This is a genomic window from Marinomonas colpomeniae (assembly GCF_014803385.1).
GTDB lineage: Bacteria > Pseudomonadota > Gammaproteobacteria > Pseudomonadales > Marinomonadaceae > Marinomonas > Marinomonas colpomeniae.
The window spans coordinates 995,754-1,010,321 of sequence record NZ_JACYFC010000001.1; the positions used below are offsets into that span (position 1 = coordinate 995,754).

The window sequence follows — 14,568 nt, forward strand, 5'->3', positions numbered from 1 at the left end:
CAATGACCTGGCAAAGCCTGACTGCTTCTACTCCGTTTGTTTAATCTTTTTTATGAATTACCAAACACCTTCTTGCAGTGCTGCGGCTTCGTCTTCAAGGCAAGGACCGATGACTTCGACTTTACGTTGTCCAGCATCGAATACAGCACGACAAGGTAAATCTAGTGTTGGATTTTCAGGGTGATTCCCTGTAATTCCTTTGAGCCTTGCTTCGCTTAAACCATATACCAATCGACCTAAACCTGCCCAATAAGCCGAACCTGCACACATGGCGCAAGGTTCAGCAGAAACATACATGGTGCATTTAGCGAGAAAGTCTGGGCGATAGGCTTTGCTGGCGCGAGTCATCAGCTTACGTTCAGCGTGGCCTGTCATATCGAAATCAGGTAAGTAACCATTTATTTGTGACATGATTACAGTATCTTGATCATCGACCAAGATCGCCGCGAAAGGGTGAATACCTTGTTGCTTAGCTTCATCTGCAAGGGTAAAGCTTTGGCGTAAAAAATCAGTGTCTTTGGTATTAAGTTTCATATCTTACTCTTTTATAATTTTTTCTTAGGAAGGCTCCAAGGGAACAACCAAATTTGTACCCACTGAACAGACTTAAACAACAGAAGGCTGATAACGGATAGGAAAATTAAACCTGCAAAGGCTTGTGGGATTTTAAAGAAAGACGTGGAGAACTGAATGAAATAGCCCAAACCTTCTTCTGCAGCCACAAACTCGGCCACCACAGCGCCAATAATCGCCAAGGTGATTGATACACGTAAGCCACTGAAAATGTGTGGAATTGCATAAGGAATTCGAATTTGCCAGGTTTCACGATAACGCGGTGCGCGCAAAGATTGGCTCAGTTCGATCATTTCTGGTGGTGTTTCTAACATGCCTGTTGTGGTGGATACGACCAAAGGAAAGAAGGTGATTAAGCACGTAATCAAAACGCGAGAAGGATCGTCTGTGCCAAGTAATACAATGATCAAAGGCGCAACAGCTACGACAGGTGTTGATTGAATCACGATCAAAGCAGGGTAGAGTATTCGGTTCATCAATTCAGAACGCATCATACCAATAGACAAAGGCAAAGCGATACAAATCGACAGCACAAACCCCATCAATGCGACGCGTAATGTCGCCCAAAGATGTGTCATCCAACGTGAAAACTCCACGTTAAAAAATGCGGTAATGATCGCAGAAGGCGATGGCAATATGTAATTCGGCACATTACCAAGCTGACAAATCAGCTCCCACAAAGCAACCAAGCTAATAAAGAACAAAGCGGGTGCAAAACGATTCGCTTGATGCTGAATCCAAGACTTAAGCGGGAGTGTTTGGTTCATAAATATATCCTCGGATTAAGTCAGTTAATTCAGCAAAGCGTGGCGAGTTAATGGTTTTTTGTGAGCGTGGGCGAGGCAGATCAACATCGATCATATCCAATACTGTGCCGGGGCGTTTACTCATTACCAAAATACGATCCGACAACAACACGGCTTCAGTTATGGAATGGGTGATAAACAATACGGTTTTAGGGTGTTCTTTCCAAATATCCAATAAATCAAAACCGATTTGTTCACGTGTCAAAGCATCCAACGCAGAGAAAGGTTCATCCATTAATAAGATGTCTGGATTTAGCAGTAAAGCGCGAATAATGCCGACACGTTGTTGCATGCCGCCGGATAATTCATCAGGCATCTTGTCAGCAAACTGCGTTAAACCTGCCATTTCGAGAAGCTCGTTGGCACGTTTCTCATCGTTGGCGGAGTAGCTGCCGTATTTGTGCTTCAGCGGAAATAAAACGTTTTTACGTACGGTTAACCAAGGCAGTAAGTTGGCTTTTTGAAACACAATACCAACGTCATCGCGAGGTTCCGTTACAGGAAGGTTAAAAACAGAGACGTCGCCATGGGACGGAATCAAAAGACCCGCCACCATGCGCAATAGAGTTGATTTACCACAACCAGAAGGGCCAACCACCGCCACGAATTCGTGACGATGAATATCAAGATCAATGTTTTGCACAACCATTGGTGTGTCAGGGCTAGGGTCATATTTATGACCCACACCCTTCAGGCTCACGTAAGCGGCTTTTTTGTCGTCGCTTGAGTTACCTAAAAAATCATCTGAAGCGTTTTCTGAAAGTTTATCCATTCAGTTATTACTCCGGTATAAATTTGCTGTTCACAGCAGTTGATGGATCAAGTGCGTCAAGTGCTAAGCCATTTGCTTCTGCTACGTATTCCCACGTTTTTTGAATACGAGCTGGTGTGAAGTTACCGAAGCCATCTTTTTTTGTTACATCGTTATAAACCAAGTTGGTGATGCTTTTCAGCTGAGCAGAAACAATCTCGGCATCCACTTCTGGTACCATTTTATGAAGATCCGCACCGGCTTTATCTGGGTACTGATAAGAAAATTCAATAGATTTAGCGAAGGCTTTAATAAAGCGTTTTGCAACGTCTGGACGTTCTTCTAGGAAACGTTCAGAAGCAAGAAGGGAAGAACTATAAAGTGACAAGCCAGAGTTAGACCAAGGCATCTCGATGATTTCTTTGCCAGCTTCGCCTGCTTGTGCTTCAAATAAAGCGGTGTTCGTTACCCATGCGATGATAGCGTCTGTGTTCCCTGTGATCATCATAGGTGAAAGTGCACCCGGATCAGATTTCACTAATTGAATGTCGCTTTCTTTTAAGCCGTTTTGTTTCAATACCAAAGGGAGAAAAGCGTTAGAAGACGTAAAAGGTGATGTTGCTACTTTTTTGCCTTTCAAATCTGTGATCGATTTAATACCGCTGCTTTTTAAAACGAAGAAGGCGTGAGGAGCCTGCGTAAAGTAAGGAAGTACTGCAACAACAGGTACATCGTCTTGTGCTCTTGCTGCCATTAAAGCACCAATATCTGAACTACCGATATCAGATTGACCTGTTGCCATTTTAGTTAACGCATCGGTAGAGCCACGGCCGCTGGCAATTTTGACTTCCAAATCTTCATCAGCGAAAAAACCTTGTTGGATACCCACGTAAACAGGGGCTTTATCACCACCTGGTAACCAATCTAATTGGAATGTCACTTTATCTGCTGCCATGGCAGAAGCACTTGCAACTAAGCCGGCAACTAAAGAAAGTCGAAGAGTGGTTTTCATTGCTGTTTTTATCACTGTTTTCATGGGTAAGCTCCAAACATTAAATAATCATTTTTATACGTTAAGATTCTTTTGTTTCATTTATTAGTTACAAAGCAACAACCGTTCCATGTTTTGTGTATGGTTATTTATTTTCTTAACTCATTGAATTTAATGATAAAAAAATACATCCATTTTTATTTGATAAATAAAGACGCTGTATTCAACATAATTATGGCTAAGAGTGAAACAAAATGACGCCCTAAAAAGGGGCGGGTAGTTTAAATTACTGAGTGTCATAGTGATCAGATTTAGATCGATTTTGGTAGGTTCATACTTTCCCTCGAATAACCCTTTAAATTGGGGGAGGGAAAGCATGTTAATCTTTGAATGTGTTAGTCAGTTCAATTAGCTATATGACCAAGTTTTGCTATGTCATTGGCCCATTTCTCTCTTGAGGATTGTTTAGAATTTATAACAGGACCAATCATTTTACTTTTTACTGAGTGGAAACCGACAAACTTAAGGGTGGTTCGCTTTAACTGTTTCACCGCTGGAGCACCTTGGACTAATTGGTAATACCAAGGTGGAGTATCCATAGTCATTACAATTCGTGCGGTTCGACCTTTCAATAATTTTTTAGGGATGGTTTTACCTTTTTCATACTGAAATGCAAAACCGGGTAAAAACGCTCTATCAATTAGCCCCTTAAATTTTGCAGGTACTGAGCCCCACCATATTGGGGTGAAGATCACCAAATGATCACTCCAAGTTACCGCTTTTTGAAAGGCTATCAAGGAGTCTTCTAAATCATGACTTTCTGTATATCCATTAGAAAGATCAGGGTCAAATTCCATGTTGGCTATATGAAGAATTTTAACTTCGTTATGCTTGTCTGCAGCGTTTGCATATACCTCAGCTAAGTGACGCGTGAAGCTCTCTTTTTTGGGGTTTGCGACCAATACCAATATTTTTTTACTCATCTCATTATCCAGTTTTAATTTGTTGAGATGAAGTTTACAGCCTCCTCCTAAGGGGAGAGTCAAGCTTGTTATTTGGCTTATTGTTAGGGATGTATTTGGTCATAGCATTTATTAAGCATGTCTATTTTTTTATTGATATCATCAATCTGATTAAGCAGTTGCACTCTTTGCTTCGCTAAAAAAACCTTTATACTGCTCCAATTTACTTTGTCATCATTGTAAGTGATCACATCTTTCAACTGAGACAATGTAATGCCCAATTCTTTTGCTTCTTTAATCAAGATGAGGAGTTCAATGTCATTTTCTTTATAAAATCTGTACTTGCCTATTCTGTCAGGGTTCTGAATTAATCCTATTTCTTCATAAAATCTAATGGCTTTGATAGATAGCCCTGTTCTTTTTGATGCTTCACCAATATACATATAGGCAACCAACTTATTGTATTAGAGACGTGCTATTTTTCGTTTAATTGAACCATTAACGCTTGTATTTGATTTAAGCTTTTAATCGTCGTGTTGATTGATTCTTCGCTGATTTGTGTCGCAAGGCTTTTATCTATGTTGGCCAGTAGCTGTCTAGCATCCGCCATTAATAGTTCGCCAGTTTCTGTAAAGATGATTTTCTTCTGCTTACCGGCGTCATCTACTTGCTCTAAATAACCTGCAAGGCAAAGACCTTTTACGGTTTTTGCCACCATTTGACGAGAGACCCCAAGGTTTCTTGCTATCTCTGATCCATAATTGATTCCACATTCTAGCGCACTCAAAAAATTCAACGCGGCAGGAGTCGCGAATGTATAGCCTTTATTTTTCAAAGATTTAGATAAATAAAGCGCAATCGAATCATTAACTTGTGATGCCCCCAAAACCAATTGAAGCGCTTGGCTTTCGACCATGGTGGGCTTTTTGTGTGTCAACTCAGTTGACATTATTCATACCTCCAATTACTCTTATGTCAACCAAGTATACATAAGAGGCTAGATATGATCACCCTTAAAACTGTTATGAGAGCAAACGCTGCAAGTTGTATTATTTTTGCGCTGATATTTTTACTCAATCCTGCTGCCACTGCAGCTTTCTTAGGTGGAGAAATACCTGCACCGGATCTCGTGTTTCTGATTTTAGGCGCGGTATTGATGTTTAATGGGCTTCATTTAATGTGGGTATCTTCGAATCCAATGCCCAACAAGCTATGGGTTTTGTACTTTTCATTCGGTGATTTTCTTTGGGTGATTGCAACGGCTGTTCTATTGATCCTAGGAATTTGGATCACAACTGGAATAGGCATCATAGCTTCAATGGTTGTCGCTATTGTGGTGGGTACGTTTGGTGTTTTACAGATGATGAAAAGAAAAGCCATGGGCTGTTGTTAATGGCTTAGAGCTAAGTGATTAACTGTATAAAGCCTTAGGAAGTTCTGGTTCCTGAGGCTTGATATTGATTCGATTATTGTCCGTTTTCTTTAAAAAATAGCCCCAAAGGGTTGCCTTCTTTTTGTCGACGTTGGTACAGAATGAAAAAGGTAAGGAATAAACCGAGGATTTCAGAGCTAGGACCCGCTAGCCAGATACCCAGTTCGCTTATTTCTATCGGTAAGATAAAGATCAGGGGTAAGGTAAATAAATAGATTTTAGACAGTCTTAAAATAGCCGCTCGTTTCGCATCGCCTATCGCTTGAAACACCACACCAACCATCATTAATGGCCCCATCAAAAACAGAGTCGAGGTCATGATAGGTAAAATGCGAGCCACTTCAAAATTAACACCATAATTCTCTACAAACACCAACCCCAGTTGCTCCTTAAAAACAAAGATAACAAGCTGGCAGAGTAGGCAATAAAATAGCGCCATAATCATAGCAATTTTGATAGCACTGTTTGAACGTAACCACTCTTGCGCACCAATGTTATTTCCCAAAATGGTTTGGAACGCCATGCTCATACCCAACAATGGAAGGAAAATGAAGGTGGTTAAGCGAGTAATAATTCCGTAAGCAGCTACTGTCGTATCGTAATTGGCAGAGCCCCAGATTTGTAAGTTATATAAAATCGAAGCCGAGACTAAGGCGACGCCGACATAAGTTAAGCTTACAGGTGCGCCTAATGCTAAGAAGCTTTTCCACAATGATCGTTGAGTAGTGAAATGAGCAACAGAAATATTCAATTTATTAATGGTATAGCGGCGAAAGAGATACACAGCAAACAATGATAATGCCTGCGCTAATAACGTCCCGTAAACGGAACCTGCGACACCAAGTTTCAGTTCAGCAATGAAAAAGTAGTTAAATAAGGCGTTTAATAAAACAGACAATAAAGGAATTACGGCCATAAATGCCATTTTACCTTCGCAACGTAAGCTATCGCTGTTTATTGTGAGGATGAAGAGTAAAGGTGAGAAGAATATCAACAAAGATAAGTAGTCGTAACTCATGTCAGATAGACGCTCTGAACCATTGTTTACAAATAAAACTAACTGATCTCCACCAACAATAAATAAGGTAATTAAAACCATACACACAACAATAGAAAGTGTAATGGCTTGAGAGAAAGCATTTTTTGCTTCTTCTATTTTGTTGGCGCCCAGTAATCTTGCCATCACGCTGGAAAAACCATTCGACACTAGACTTGATAAAGCCACCAAAATCATAAAAGCAGGGAAAACAGATGTGACGGCTGTTAAAGCCTCAGTGCCCACATATTCACCTAAAAAGTACGCATCTACTAAAGCAAAGGAGCCATTTATTAGCATCATAAAAATAATAGGAGCTGCAGTTTTTAAAAACACAGAAGTTAAAGAGCCTGTGAGGAAAAGATTGTTAGAAGGTGTACTCATTATTTCTATCCCTGATTGAAGTTGATTATTTTATTGGTAAATAAATATCGGTGAGTAATTCGTGTTCATCTACGTCATATATCGTATTTATATAATGGAAAAACAAAGGGAAGTCTCTGCATTGAGCCTTGTTTTTACCTAACCAAGTCGAATACAGGTAATAAATACCATGACTGATATCGGCAAAACTGCCTGAGTGTCTAAATACTGCACAAGGCCCAGAAGGAATGGTTTGAGTGGTAATGCCATAGGCGTTTTTAGGGACGTCCTCTTCGACAGACCCGCATAAGTCGACTCGGAAATCATCTGCTTTTACTCTTTTCGGATCAGCATAAACGATACCAAACGTTTTGCTGGTTTTAATCGGAGACAGTTTGCTTTCTTTACGCCATTCAATGAATTTTTTTGTCGTTTCATAAATTAATTCAGGGGCTCCGTGGTGCTCTAAAACGGCCACCTTGGTTTCCTTAAAATGAACCACCTTAATGTCAGGACTCTCAGTTGTTTGTACTGATGGAGTCGACGATTTTTTATGCCATTCAATCCACTCTGGTGCTTTTCGAAATGCAGAGGGTGTTTGTTTGAACTCGCGTTTAAAAGCACGTGAGAAAGCCTCTGCACTGTCGAATCCTGCTTCGTAAGCAATATCAATAATCTTCATCTCTTTTTTCAATGTTAAGCGAAAGGAGGCGCGTCGTAGACGAGAAATTTGGATGAACTTTATTAAGCTAAAGCCTGTGCGTACGGAGAAAATTCGATGGAAGTGGTATTTAGAAAAACCAGAAACCACGCTCAGTGTATCCAGAGACAGCTCTTCATCAAGGTTTTGATTGATGTAATCGCATACCCTAGATACATTTTTATCGTAGTTTGTCATCGAAGGCACATATCCTTATCGTTTAATTTATTTATAGACGCTGTGTTGATAGAGATTCTGACAGTTTAAAAACGGAGCGTCTTGATTGAAATTGCGGTTCCCTTCTTTTCTTTTCCAGTCAGGTACTCAGCTCAGGAATGGAGCACGATAATGAATGGCTAAAAGATTCGACTTCTTGTTTGGTTAAATAACGCCATTGCCCGATATCTACATCGAGACAAACATCACCAATCTGTTCACGATGAAGTGACACCACACGATTGCCTACCGCTGCAAACATCCGCTTCACTTGATGAAACTTACCTTGTGTGATCGTTAATAATGCTTCTGTCGATGTGATCATTTCCAAGTGAGCAGGTAGCGTTAAAGCAGATTCGCCTTGTAATGGAATACCTTGTTTAAATTTTAACGTTACTTCGTCAGACAAAAGTTTTGACCACGGTTTTGATAAACCGACACGATACACTTTACAGCAGTTATTCGTTGGCTGCGTAATATTGAAAGACCAGCGACCATCGTCTGTGATTAACACCAGCCCTGTAGTATCTGCGTCTAAACGGCCAGCAATATGCAGTTCACTTTTTTTATCAAAATCTAAAAAGTTGAATAGGGATGGGTAAGCCTCGTCGATGTTGGAGCACACTGTATTGGCGGGTTTATGCATCAAAATATAACGAAAGGGACGAGGTTTCAGCTCTATACCATTCAACACAATATGATTGTTCTCATGAACCTGAGTTGCTTCATCAGTCATCACGATATCGTTAACGCAAACTTCACCTTCATGAATACATTGCAGCGACTCAGCCTTGGTTAACTCCGTACTTTTACAGATAAATTTATCAAGACGCATGGATAACAACATTAATAAGAAAAAGAGCTCAACATTATCCTTTGATAGCCTGATGTTGGCAATTCAACGGATGTAAAATGCGTGCTGAATTAGCATTGAGTATTGGGCAATACTTTATTGCTTAAGTCCTCTAAATTAAGCTGATTATCGAATACTTTAGTTTTTTTATCAAAGTCTGTACGATTGGTCAGATATTTGCATTTCATCTAAGTAATAGATATCAATTTATAAGAGGAGAGTGCTTTGCATTTTTTATTGAACGATAAGCCAGTCACTGAAACCGCGCTCCCTAGCGACTTTACGGCGTTACGATACCTACGCGAGAAGCGCGGTTTAACAGGCACAAAAGAAGGCTGTGCATCCGGTGATTGTGGTGCATGCACGCTCCTTGTTGGTGCGTTAGAAGGCGGCGAGCTGAAATACTCGACTTTCAACTCTTGTATTACGCCGATTCAATCTCTTTCTGGTAAACATCTTGTTTCAGTTGAATATCTGTCTGAATTGAGTGGCAAAGCGGGCGGTGAATTGCATCCTGCTCAACAAGCCATGGTGGAACACCACGGTTCCCAATGCGGTTTTTGTACACCCGGGATTGTTTTGTCTCTCGCTGGGCTTTATGAAAACAGCCAATCTTCTGATAAAACCATAGACCGTGAGTCTGTGTGTGATGCCATTTCTGGTAACTTGTGCCGTTGTACGGGTTATCGTCCTATCATCGATGCTGGTTTGGATATGGTGAAAACCGCTGAAGACAATCAGTTTGTCGAACTCATGAGTAAAAACGAGAAGATTAAATCTCAACTCTCAGCGATGAAAGAAGCGGTCTCATCTGAAAAACACTCATCTGAAAATGACCGCGCAACCTATTTACAGCCAATCACATTAGCAGAATTACTACAGGCAAAAGCTTCCCATGCTGACGCGACTATGATTGCTGGTGGTACGGATTTAATGCTGGAAAACACCCAACGCTTCCATGACTTTGCTACCTTAATTGATGTGTCCCAAGTCGCTGAGTTAAAACAAATCCAAGACAATGGCAGCACGTTAACCTTGGGTGCGTCTGTCACTTACAGCGAATTAGAAAATTTCAGCAAAACACGCTACCCGCACATTTATAACTTGCTTAGCCGTATTGCCTCTCGACAAATTCGTAACCGTGGCACCATTGGTGGCAACGTGGCGAATGCCTCGCCAATCGCTGATTTACCGCCTTTGTTGTTGGCGTTGGATGCAGACATGCAATTAGTCAAAGTCGATGGCAGCAAACGAGTCGTCAACATTAATGACTTCTATCGAGGCTACAAAACCACTCTGCTAGCAAAAGACGAATTGATCGAATCCTTCTGGATAGATTTGACCAAACTCAATGCGTTCCATCGTTTTTATAAAGTCTCTAAACGTATGGAAGACGATATTTCCAGCGTCATGCTGGCAGTACGTTTTGAATTAAACGATGACAAAATCAGTGACGTTCGATTCGCATTTGGCGGCATGGCAGCAACGCCGATTCGTGCTGTAAAAGCAGAGCAATCCCTGATCGGTCAAAATGTGAATGACGAACCAGCGTTAGCGCAGGCTATTGAAAATCTAAGAAACGAATTGACGCCATTAAGTGACATGCGAGCCAGCTCTCGTTATCGACTTGATATGGCCTGTAACTTGATCAAAAAAGCATGGTTAGAATTAAACGGCACGCAGGTTCCGACTTTCTCTGGGCACCCTGTATCTGACTCCTTGTTAACCCTTGGTTATGAATTGCCCTCTAATAAGGGACAAGGTACACAAGAAAAAGGAGCATCTCATGCGTAAACTTCCAAATAATCTAACGCTTAATAACCAATCGACAGATGCGAAAGGCGCGCGCTTGCCCATTCATGAATCGGCGATGAAGCACGTGACGGGCGATGCGGTTTATATTGATGACATGCCTGAATGGCCAAACGAATTACACATAGCGACAGGCAAATCCACCGAAGCGCACGCGGACATCGTGAGTATTAATCTAGACAAGGTGCGCGCGCATCCTGGTGTAGTCGATGTGATTGTACAATCTGACATTCCAGGTGAAATCGATGTATCACCTGTATTGAGTGGCGATTTATTGTTGGCTGGGGATTTTGTCCATTTTATTGGTCAGTCTATTTTTGCGGTAGCGGCAACCAGTTTACGAGCGGCAAAACAAGCGGTTGAATTGGCGGAAATCGTCTACAAACCCAGAATAAGTACCTTGCATCCGAAGGAATCGCTAGAACGCCAAGAGTTCGTTTTACCAACTCATACGATTCAATGTGGTGACGTAAAATCGGCGATGGCGTCTGCGCCTCATAAAATCAAATCAGACCTCTACATCAAAGGCCAAGAGCACTTTTATTTAGAAGGCCAAATCAGTGTCGCGGTGCCAAACGAAGACGGCGGTGTTTTAGTTTACGCTTCCTCTCAGCATCCTGCGGAAGTACAAAAATTGGTCGCGAAAGTGCTGGGTTTACCTGTGGCGCAAGTCTTGGTCGAAGTTCGACGTATGGGCGGCGGCTTTGGCGGCAAAGAATCTCAAGCGGCCGTGTTAGGTTGCATGGCGGCGGTGTTGGCAATACGTAATCGTTGTCCGGTTAAATACCGTATGCCGCGCCAAGATGACATGGTGCAAACCGGTAAACGTCACGATTTTTGGAACAGCTACGAAGTCGGCTTCTCAAATGAAGGGGAAATCCTCAGCGCCGAATACGACATGGTCGGCAAGTGTGGTTGTACGGCGGATTTGTCCGATGGCGTAGTCGATCGCGCCATGTTCCATGCAGACAACGCTTATCACTTACCGAATGCACGCATCAGCGGCTATCGTGGTAAAACTCATACCGTTTCAAATACCGCATTCCGTGGTTTTGGTGGACCCAAAGGCGTGTTGTTGGCCGAAGCCGTTGTAGAAGAAATTGCCTGTACCGTTGGCAAAGACTCACTCGATATTCGTAAACTAAATTGTTATCAAGAAGGCAAAACGAAAACCCCTTACGGACAAGAGGTTGAAGAAGATGTCTTGCTAACCTTGATCGAAGAGTTAGAAGAAAGCTCTGATTATCGAGCGCGTCGTCAGGCGATTAATGAATTCAACAAACAAAGCCCTTTCCTTAAAAAAGGCTTGGCGTTAACGCCGGTTAAGTTTGGTATTTCCTTTACCTCAAAACACTTAAACCAAGGCGGTGCTTTGATCCACGTTTACACCGATGGCAGTGTTCAAATTAGCCACGGCGGAACGGAAATGGGCCAAGGTTTGTATACTAAAGTCGCGCAAATCGTCGCGAAAACCTTTGGTATTGATTACCAGCGCGTCAACGTTTGTTCAACTCGAACGGACAAGGTACCAAATGCTTCGCCAACTGCGGCATCCGCAGGCACAGACTTAAACGGCATGGCAGCGCTGGATGCAGCGAGAACCATTAAGGGCCGCTTACAAGAATTCGCTATGGAGCATTTTGGTATCGCAGCAGACGAATTTGCTATTGAAGACGACTCCGTGACGCTTGGTAATGAAACGATGAGCTTCCCTGAATTCGTCAAACTTGCTTACATGAACCGCGTGTCTTTGTCGTCAACTGGATTCTACAAAACGCCGAAAATTGGTTATGACAGAAAAGCCGCGAAAGGCCGACCATTCTTGTATTTCTCTAATGGCGCGGCAGTATCCGAAGTCATCGTTGATACTTTCACAGGCGAATACAAGGTCACGCAAGTCGACATCTTGCACGACGTGGGTGATTCCATAAATTCTGACATCGACATTGGTCAAATCGAAGGCGCCTTTGTTCAAGGTATGGGTTGGTTAACATCGGAAGAACTTAGCTGGGATGAAAAAGGTCGTATTACCACAAACAGCCCTGCAAACTACAAAATCCCAACGTCGGCGGATGTTCCAGAAAAATTCAATGTAAAACTGTTCGACCGCGCCAACAGTGAAGAATCGATTTACCGTTCTAAAGCCGTTGGTGAGCCACCATTAATGCTGGGTATTTCGGTTTGGTGCGCGCTGAAAGACGCATGTGCATCTGTGTGTGATCATAAGTTTTCACCACCTTTGGCAGTGCCAGCCACACCAGAAGCCGTGTTTTACAGCATGCAAGCGGCGCAAGAATTTGTCGCTAACGCTTCCACTAATAAAGCCAAAGCCGAAAACGCTTAAGGAGTCACACTATGATGTCTTCTATGAGTTGGATTCAAGCATTAGCCGAAGTCGAGAAAGCAGGGCAGGCGTGGGTGATTGCCACTGTCATTGGCACGCAAGGCTCTGCGCCACGGGAATCGTCTAGCAAGATGATCATCACAGCTGATCACACATTCGACACAATCGGCGGCGGGCAGCTGGAATACGTTGTCTGCCAAAAAGCCCGTGATATGTTAAATGGTGGCCATACTGGTGCTTCCCACGTATTGGAGAACTTTCCCCTAGCGGCGAAAACCAACCAATGTTGTGGCGGCGCGGTGAGCGTGTTGTTGGAATACTTCCCAGAACCCGCCACCAAAATCACTATATTTGGAATGGGACACGTAGCGACAACCTTGGTTACTGTTTTAGGTGAAATGCAGGCGAAGATTTCATGGGTGGATAGCCGTGAAAACTTAGCGAACGAACGCAGCAACCAAGTATTATCATCGAACACGAATACACATTTGTATCCGTCCATGCTCGATCATATTGAAAAAATGGCACCGAACGAAATTGCCCTAGTCATGACCCACGACCACGCGTTGGATTTACAATTAGTCGAGGCTTTATTGGATCGCAAAGACTGCCGATTCATCGGTTTAATTGGTTCACAAACCAAAGCCTTACGCTTCAAAAAACGCCTCGCCAGTGCATCGTTCAGCCCAGAAGAAATTGAATCGGTGCATTGCCCAGTTGGCTTACCAGAAATCGAAGGCAAAAAGCCATTCGAAATCGCCATCTCCATCGCTGCGCAAATCATTCAAATCACCCAGCAAAACAAAACGACAACGAAAAAACGCAGCGGCCTCACTTGGAAAGAAATCAACAACACCTTAAAAGAAGAAGCTGCGATTTAACCGCTGCTACTTCCACCACACAACCAAAGGGTCGAACCCCTTTTTGACCTGCATGCTCCACGCTCAACCACACTTGTAGGTCACGATGAGGGAGGCACGACCGTAATCTGACATTGAAAACACCGTTTTCACCTTCGACATCCATATCTGCAACCAAAATTGACACTGGAAATATTAATCACCCCGCGCTACATTACTGCCATAACGGAATGAAAACAAAGTGACTAGCGGATAGTTAACCCTCGTAAAATCCCTTCTTTTTATTCTTCTAAAGATAACGTGCACGCTCGTTTTGCCAATTTCGGATTTTTTAATAGGCTTATAAACTGATTATAATTCAATGGTTTATAGAGATATTTGAAGAGCTTTGAAAATGTGTAAATGCGCATGCGCACTATTAAAGATGTTATGAGTCTTAAGTAATGGAAGAGTTAATTGGCTTAGATGTAATTTCTATATCGGCACCTCAAGACCGTAGTGAATTTACTATGAGGGTAATCGATGAAAATAGAAAAATTAAAAATATCCGTTTTGCTAATGATGATGGTACACAGATAAAAGTGGATTTTTCTCATGTATCTCTGAATATAATCTATGACCATGAAGGTAATATTGCTTCATTGGGGGAGCTTGAGGCAGTAAATAGAATTGAAAATGGTTTCGAAATTGTTGGTGATTTCGGTATTGTTTGGCTAGAGTGCAAAGAGTGTACTCCAGCAATGTAACTCATAACAAGTTGCTGCACGCTGACACATACTGCTGCGCTCGTTTTTGTGTCTGTCGCTGCACTCCATTTTACACAAAAACGCTCTCCGCAGTATGTGCAGGTGAGCAAAACGTTATGCAGT

General features: G+C 42.3%; 15 protein-coding genes. 5 read left to right on the forward strand and 10 right to left on the reverse strand.

The features are described from left to right. Positions 1 to 57: 57 nt before the first annotated feature. From IF202_RS04655 to IF202_RS04685, 7 genes are all read right to left on the reverse strand, one after another. A complete protein-coding gene (locus IF202_RS04655; protein WP_191593686.1) occupies positions 58 to 534 on the reverse strand; it encodes a nucleoside deaminase in 477 nt (158 codons plus the stop codon). 11 nt (positions 535 to 545) lie between these two features. Beyond that, on the reverse strand, positions 546 to 1,340 hold the full coding sequence (locus IF202_RS04660) for an ABC transporter permease (RefSeq protein ID WP_191593687.1): 795 nt from the start codon (positions 1,338 to 1,340) through the stop codon (positions 546 to 548). After that, the gene (locus tag IF202_RS04665; RefSeq protein ID WP_191593688.1) at positions 1,318 to 2,151 is read right to left on the reverse strand and encodes an ABC transporter ATP-binding protein; all 834 of its coding nucleotides are present in this window, start codon (positions 2,149 to 2,151) and stop codon (positions 1,318 to 1,320) included. Before IF202_RS04665 ends, IF202_RS04660 begins: the two co-directional genes overlap by 23 nt. 7 nt (positions 2,152 to 2,158) lie before the next feature. Continuing rightward, positions 2,159 to 3,166: an ABC transporter substrate-binding protein gene (locus IF202_RS04670; RefSeq protein WP_235963262.1), complete on the reverse strand. Its 1,008-nt coding sequence runs from the start codon at positions 3,164 to 3,166 to the stop codon at positions 2,159 to 2,161. Between the two features lie 359 nt (positions 3,167 to 3,525). Next, positions 3,526 to 4,104, reverse strand: a complete 579-nt coding sequence (locus IF202_RS04675; RefSeq protein ID WP_191593689.1) for an NAD(P)H-dependent oxidoreductase — start codon at positions 4,102 to 4,104, stop codon at positions 3,526 to 3,528. An 83-nt stretch (positions 4,105 to 4,187) separates the two neighbouring features. After that, entirely contained in the window at positions 4,188 to 4,526 is a 339-nt protein-coding gene (locus tag IF202_RS04680) for a MerR family transcriptional regulator (RefSeq protein WP_191593690.1), read from the reverse strand. A 32-nt stretch (positions 4,527 to 4,558) separates the two neighbouring features. Then, complete coding sequence (locus tag IF202_RS04685; protein WP_191593691.1) at positions 4,559 to 5,032, reverse strand: MarR family winged helix-turn-helix transcriptional regulator; 474 nt, start codon at positions 5,030 to 5,032, stop codon at positions 4,559 to 4,561. 54 nt (positions 5,033 to 5,086) lie between these two features. On the opposite strand from IF202_RS04685, the gene IF202_RS04690 reads away from it, so the two are divergent. Beyond that, on the forward strand, positions 5,087 to 5,476 hold the full coding sequence (locus tag IF202_RS04690; protein ID WP_191593692.1) for a hypothetical protein: 390 nt from the start codon (positions 5,087 to 5,089) through the stop codon (positions 5,474 to 5,476). Positions 5,477 to 5,549: 73 nt separating this feature from the next. On the opposite strand, the gene IF202_RS04695 is transcribed toward IF202_RS04690, so the two are convergent. The 3 genes from IF202_RS04695 to IF202_RS04705 all read right to left on the reverse strand — a co-directional run bounded on the left by IF202_RS04695 (position 5,550) and on the right by IF202_RS04705 (position 8,665). After that, positions 5,550 to 6,935: an MATE family efflux transporter gene (locus tag IF202_RS04695; RefSeq protein ID WP_191593693.1), complete on the reverse strand. Its 1,386-nt coding sequence runs from the start codon at positions 6,933 to 6,935 to the stop codon at positions 5,550 to 5,552. A 25-nt stretch (positions 6,936 to 6,960) separates the two neighbouring features. Beyond that, entirely contained in the window at positions 6,961 to 7,812 is an 852-nt protein-coding gene (locus IF202_RS04700) for an AraC family transcriptional regulator (protein WP_191593694.1), read from the reverse strand. A gap of 118 nt (positions 7,813 to 7,930) precedes the next feature. Continuing rightward, positions 7,931 to 8,665: a pseudouridine synthase gene (locus IF202_RS04705; protein WP_191593695.1), complete on the reverse strand. Its 735-nt coding sequence runs from the start codon at positions 8,663 to 8,665 to the stop codon at positions 7,931 to 7,933. A 243-nt stretch (positions 8,666 to 8,908) separates the two neighbouring features. Here IF202_RS04705 and xdhA point away from each other — a divergent pair, with 243 nt between their 5' ends. The 4 genes from xdhA (at position 8,909) to IF202_RS04725 (ending at position 14,445) form a co-directional block, all read left to right on the forward strand. Continuing rightward, complete coding sequence (xdhA, locus tag IF202_RS04710) at positions 8,909 to 10,477, forward strand: xanthine dehydrogenase small subunit (RefSeq protein ID WP_191593696.1); 1,569 nt, start codon at positions 8,909 to 8,911, stop codon at positions 10,475 to 10,477. Continuing rightward, on the forward strand, positions 10,470 to 12,839 hold the full coding sequence (gene xdhB, locus IF202_RS04715; protein WP_191593697.1) for a xanthine dehydrogenase molybdopterin binding subunit: 2,370 nt from the start codon (positions 10,470 to 10,472) through the stop codon (positions 12,837 to 12,839). The genes xdhA and xdhB overlap by 8 nt, the downstream gene beginning before the upstream one ends. 14 nt (positions 12,840 to 12,853) lie before the next feature. Then, positions 12,854 to 13,720 carry a xanthine dehydrogenase accessory protein XdhC gene (xdhC, locus tag IF202_RS04720; RefSeq protein ID WP_235963263.1) on the forward strand — a complete coding sequence of 289 codons (867 nt, stop codon included), beginning with the start codon at positions 12,854 to 12,856 and terminating at the stop codon, positions 13,718 to 13,720. 422 nt (positions 13,721 to 14,142) lie between these two features. Then, positions 14,143 to 14,445, forward strand: coding sequence for a hypothetical protein (locus tag IF202_RS04725; protein WP_191593699.1), 303 nt, complete (start codon positions 14,143 to 14,145; stop codon positions 14,443 to 14,445). The last annotated feature ends 123 nt before the right edge of the window (positions 14,446 to 14,568 follow it).

Bases quoted from the DNA above. Each gene is read 5' to 3' on its own strand.
- IF202_RS04690 (WP_191593692.1), top strand. From the start codon at position 5,087: ATGATCACCCTTAAAACTGTTATGAGAGCAAACGCTGCAAGTTGTATT.
- IF202_RS04675 (WP_191593689.1), bottom strand. From the start codon at position 4,104: ATGAGTAAAAAAATATTGGTATTGGTCGCAAACCCCAAAAAAGAGAGC.
- IF202_RS04680 (WP_191593690.1), bottom strand. From the start codon at position 4,526: ATGTATATTGGTGAAGCATCAAAAAGAACAGGGCTATCTATCAAAGCC.
- IF202_RS04660 (WP_191593687.1), bottom strand. From the start codon at position 1,340: ATGAACCAAACACTCCCGCTTAAGTCTTGGATTCAGCATCAAGCGAAT.
- xdhC (WP_235963263.1), top strand. From the start codon at position 12,854: ATGTCTTCTATGAGTTGGATTCAAGCATTAGCCGAAGTCGAGAAAGCA.
- xdhB (WP_191593697.1), top strand. From the start codon at position 10,470: ATGCGTAAACTTCCAAATAATCTAACGCTTAATAACCAATCGACAGAT.
- IF202_RS04695 (WP_191593693.1), bottom strand. From the start codon at position 6,935: ATGAGTACACCTTCTAACAATCTTTTCCTCACAGGCTCTTTAACTTCT.
- IF202_RS04705 (WP_191593695.1), bottom strand. From the start codon at position 8,665: ATGCGTCTTGATAAATTTATCTGTAAAAGTACGGAGTTAACCAAGGCT.
- IF202_RS04700 (WP_191593694.1), bottom strand. From the start codon at position 7,812: ATGACAAACTACGATAAAAATGTATCTAGGGTATGCGATTACATCAAT.
- IF202_RS04685 (WP_191593691.1), bottom strand. From the start codon at position 5,032: ATGTCAACTGAGTTGACACACAAAAAGCCCACCATGGTCGAAAGCCAA.
- IF202_RS04725 (WP_191593699.1), top strand. From the start codon at position 14,143: ATGGAAGAGTTAATTGGCTTAGATGTAATTTCTATATCGGCACCTCAA.
- IF202_RS04665 (WP_191593688.1), bottom strand. From the start codon at position 2,151: ATGGATAAACTTTCAGAAAACGCTTCAGATGATTTTTTAGGTAACTCA.
- IF202_RS04670 (WP_235963262.1), bottom strand. From the start codon at position 3,166: ATGAAAACAGTGATAAAAACAGCAATGAAAACCACTCTTCGACTTTCT.
- IF202_RS04655 (WP_191593686.1), bottom strand. From the start codon at position 534: ATGAAACTTAATACCAAAGACACTGATTTTTTACGCCAAAGCTTTACC.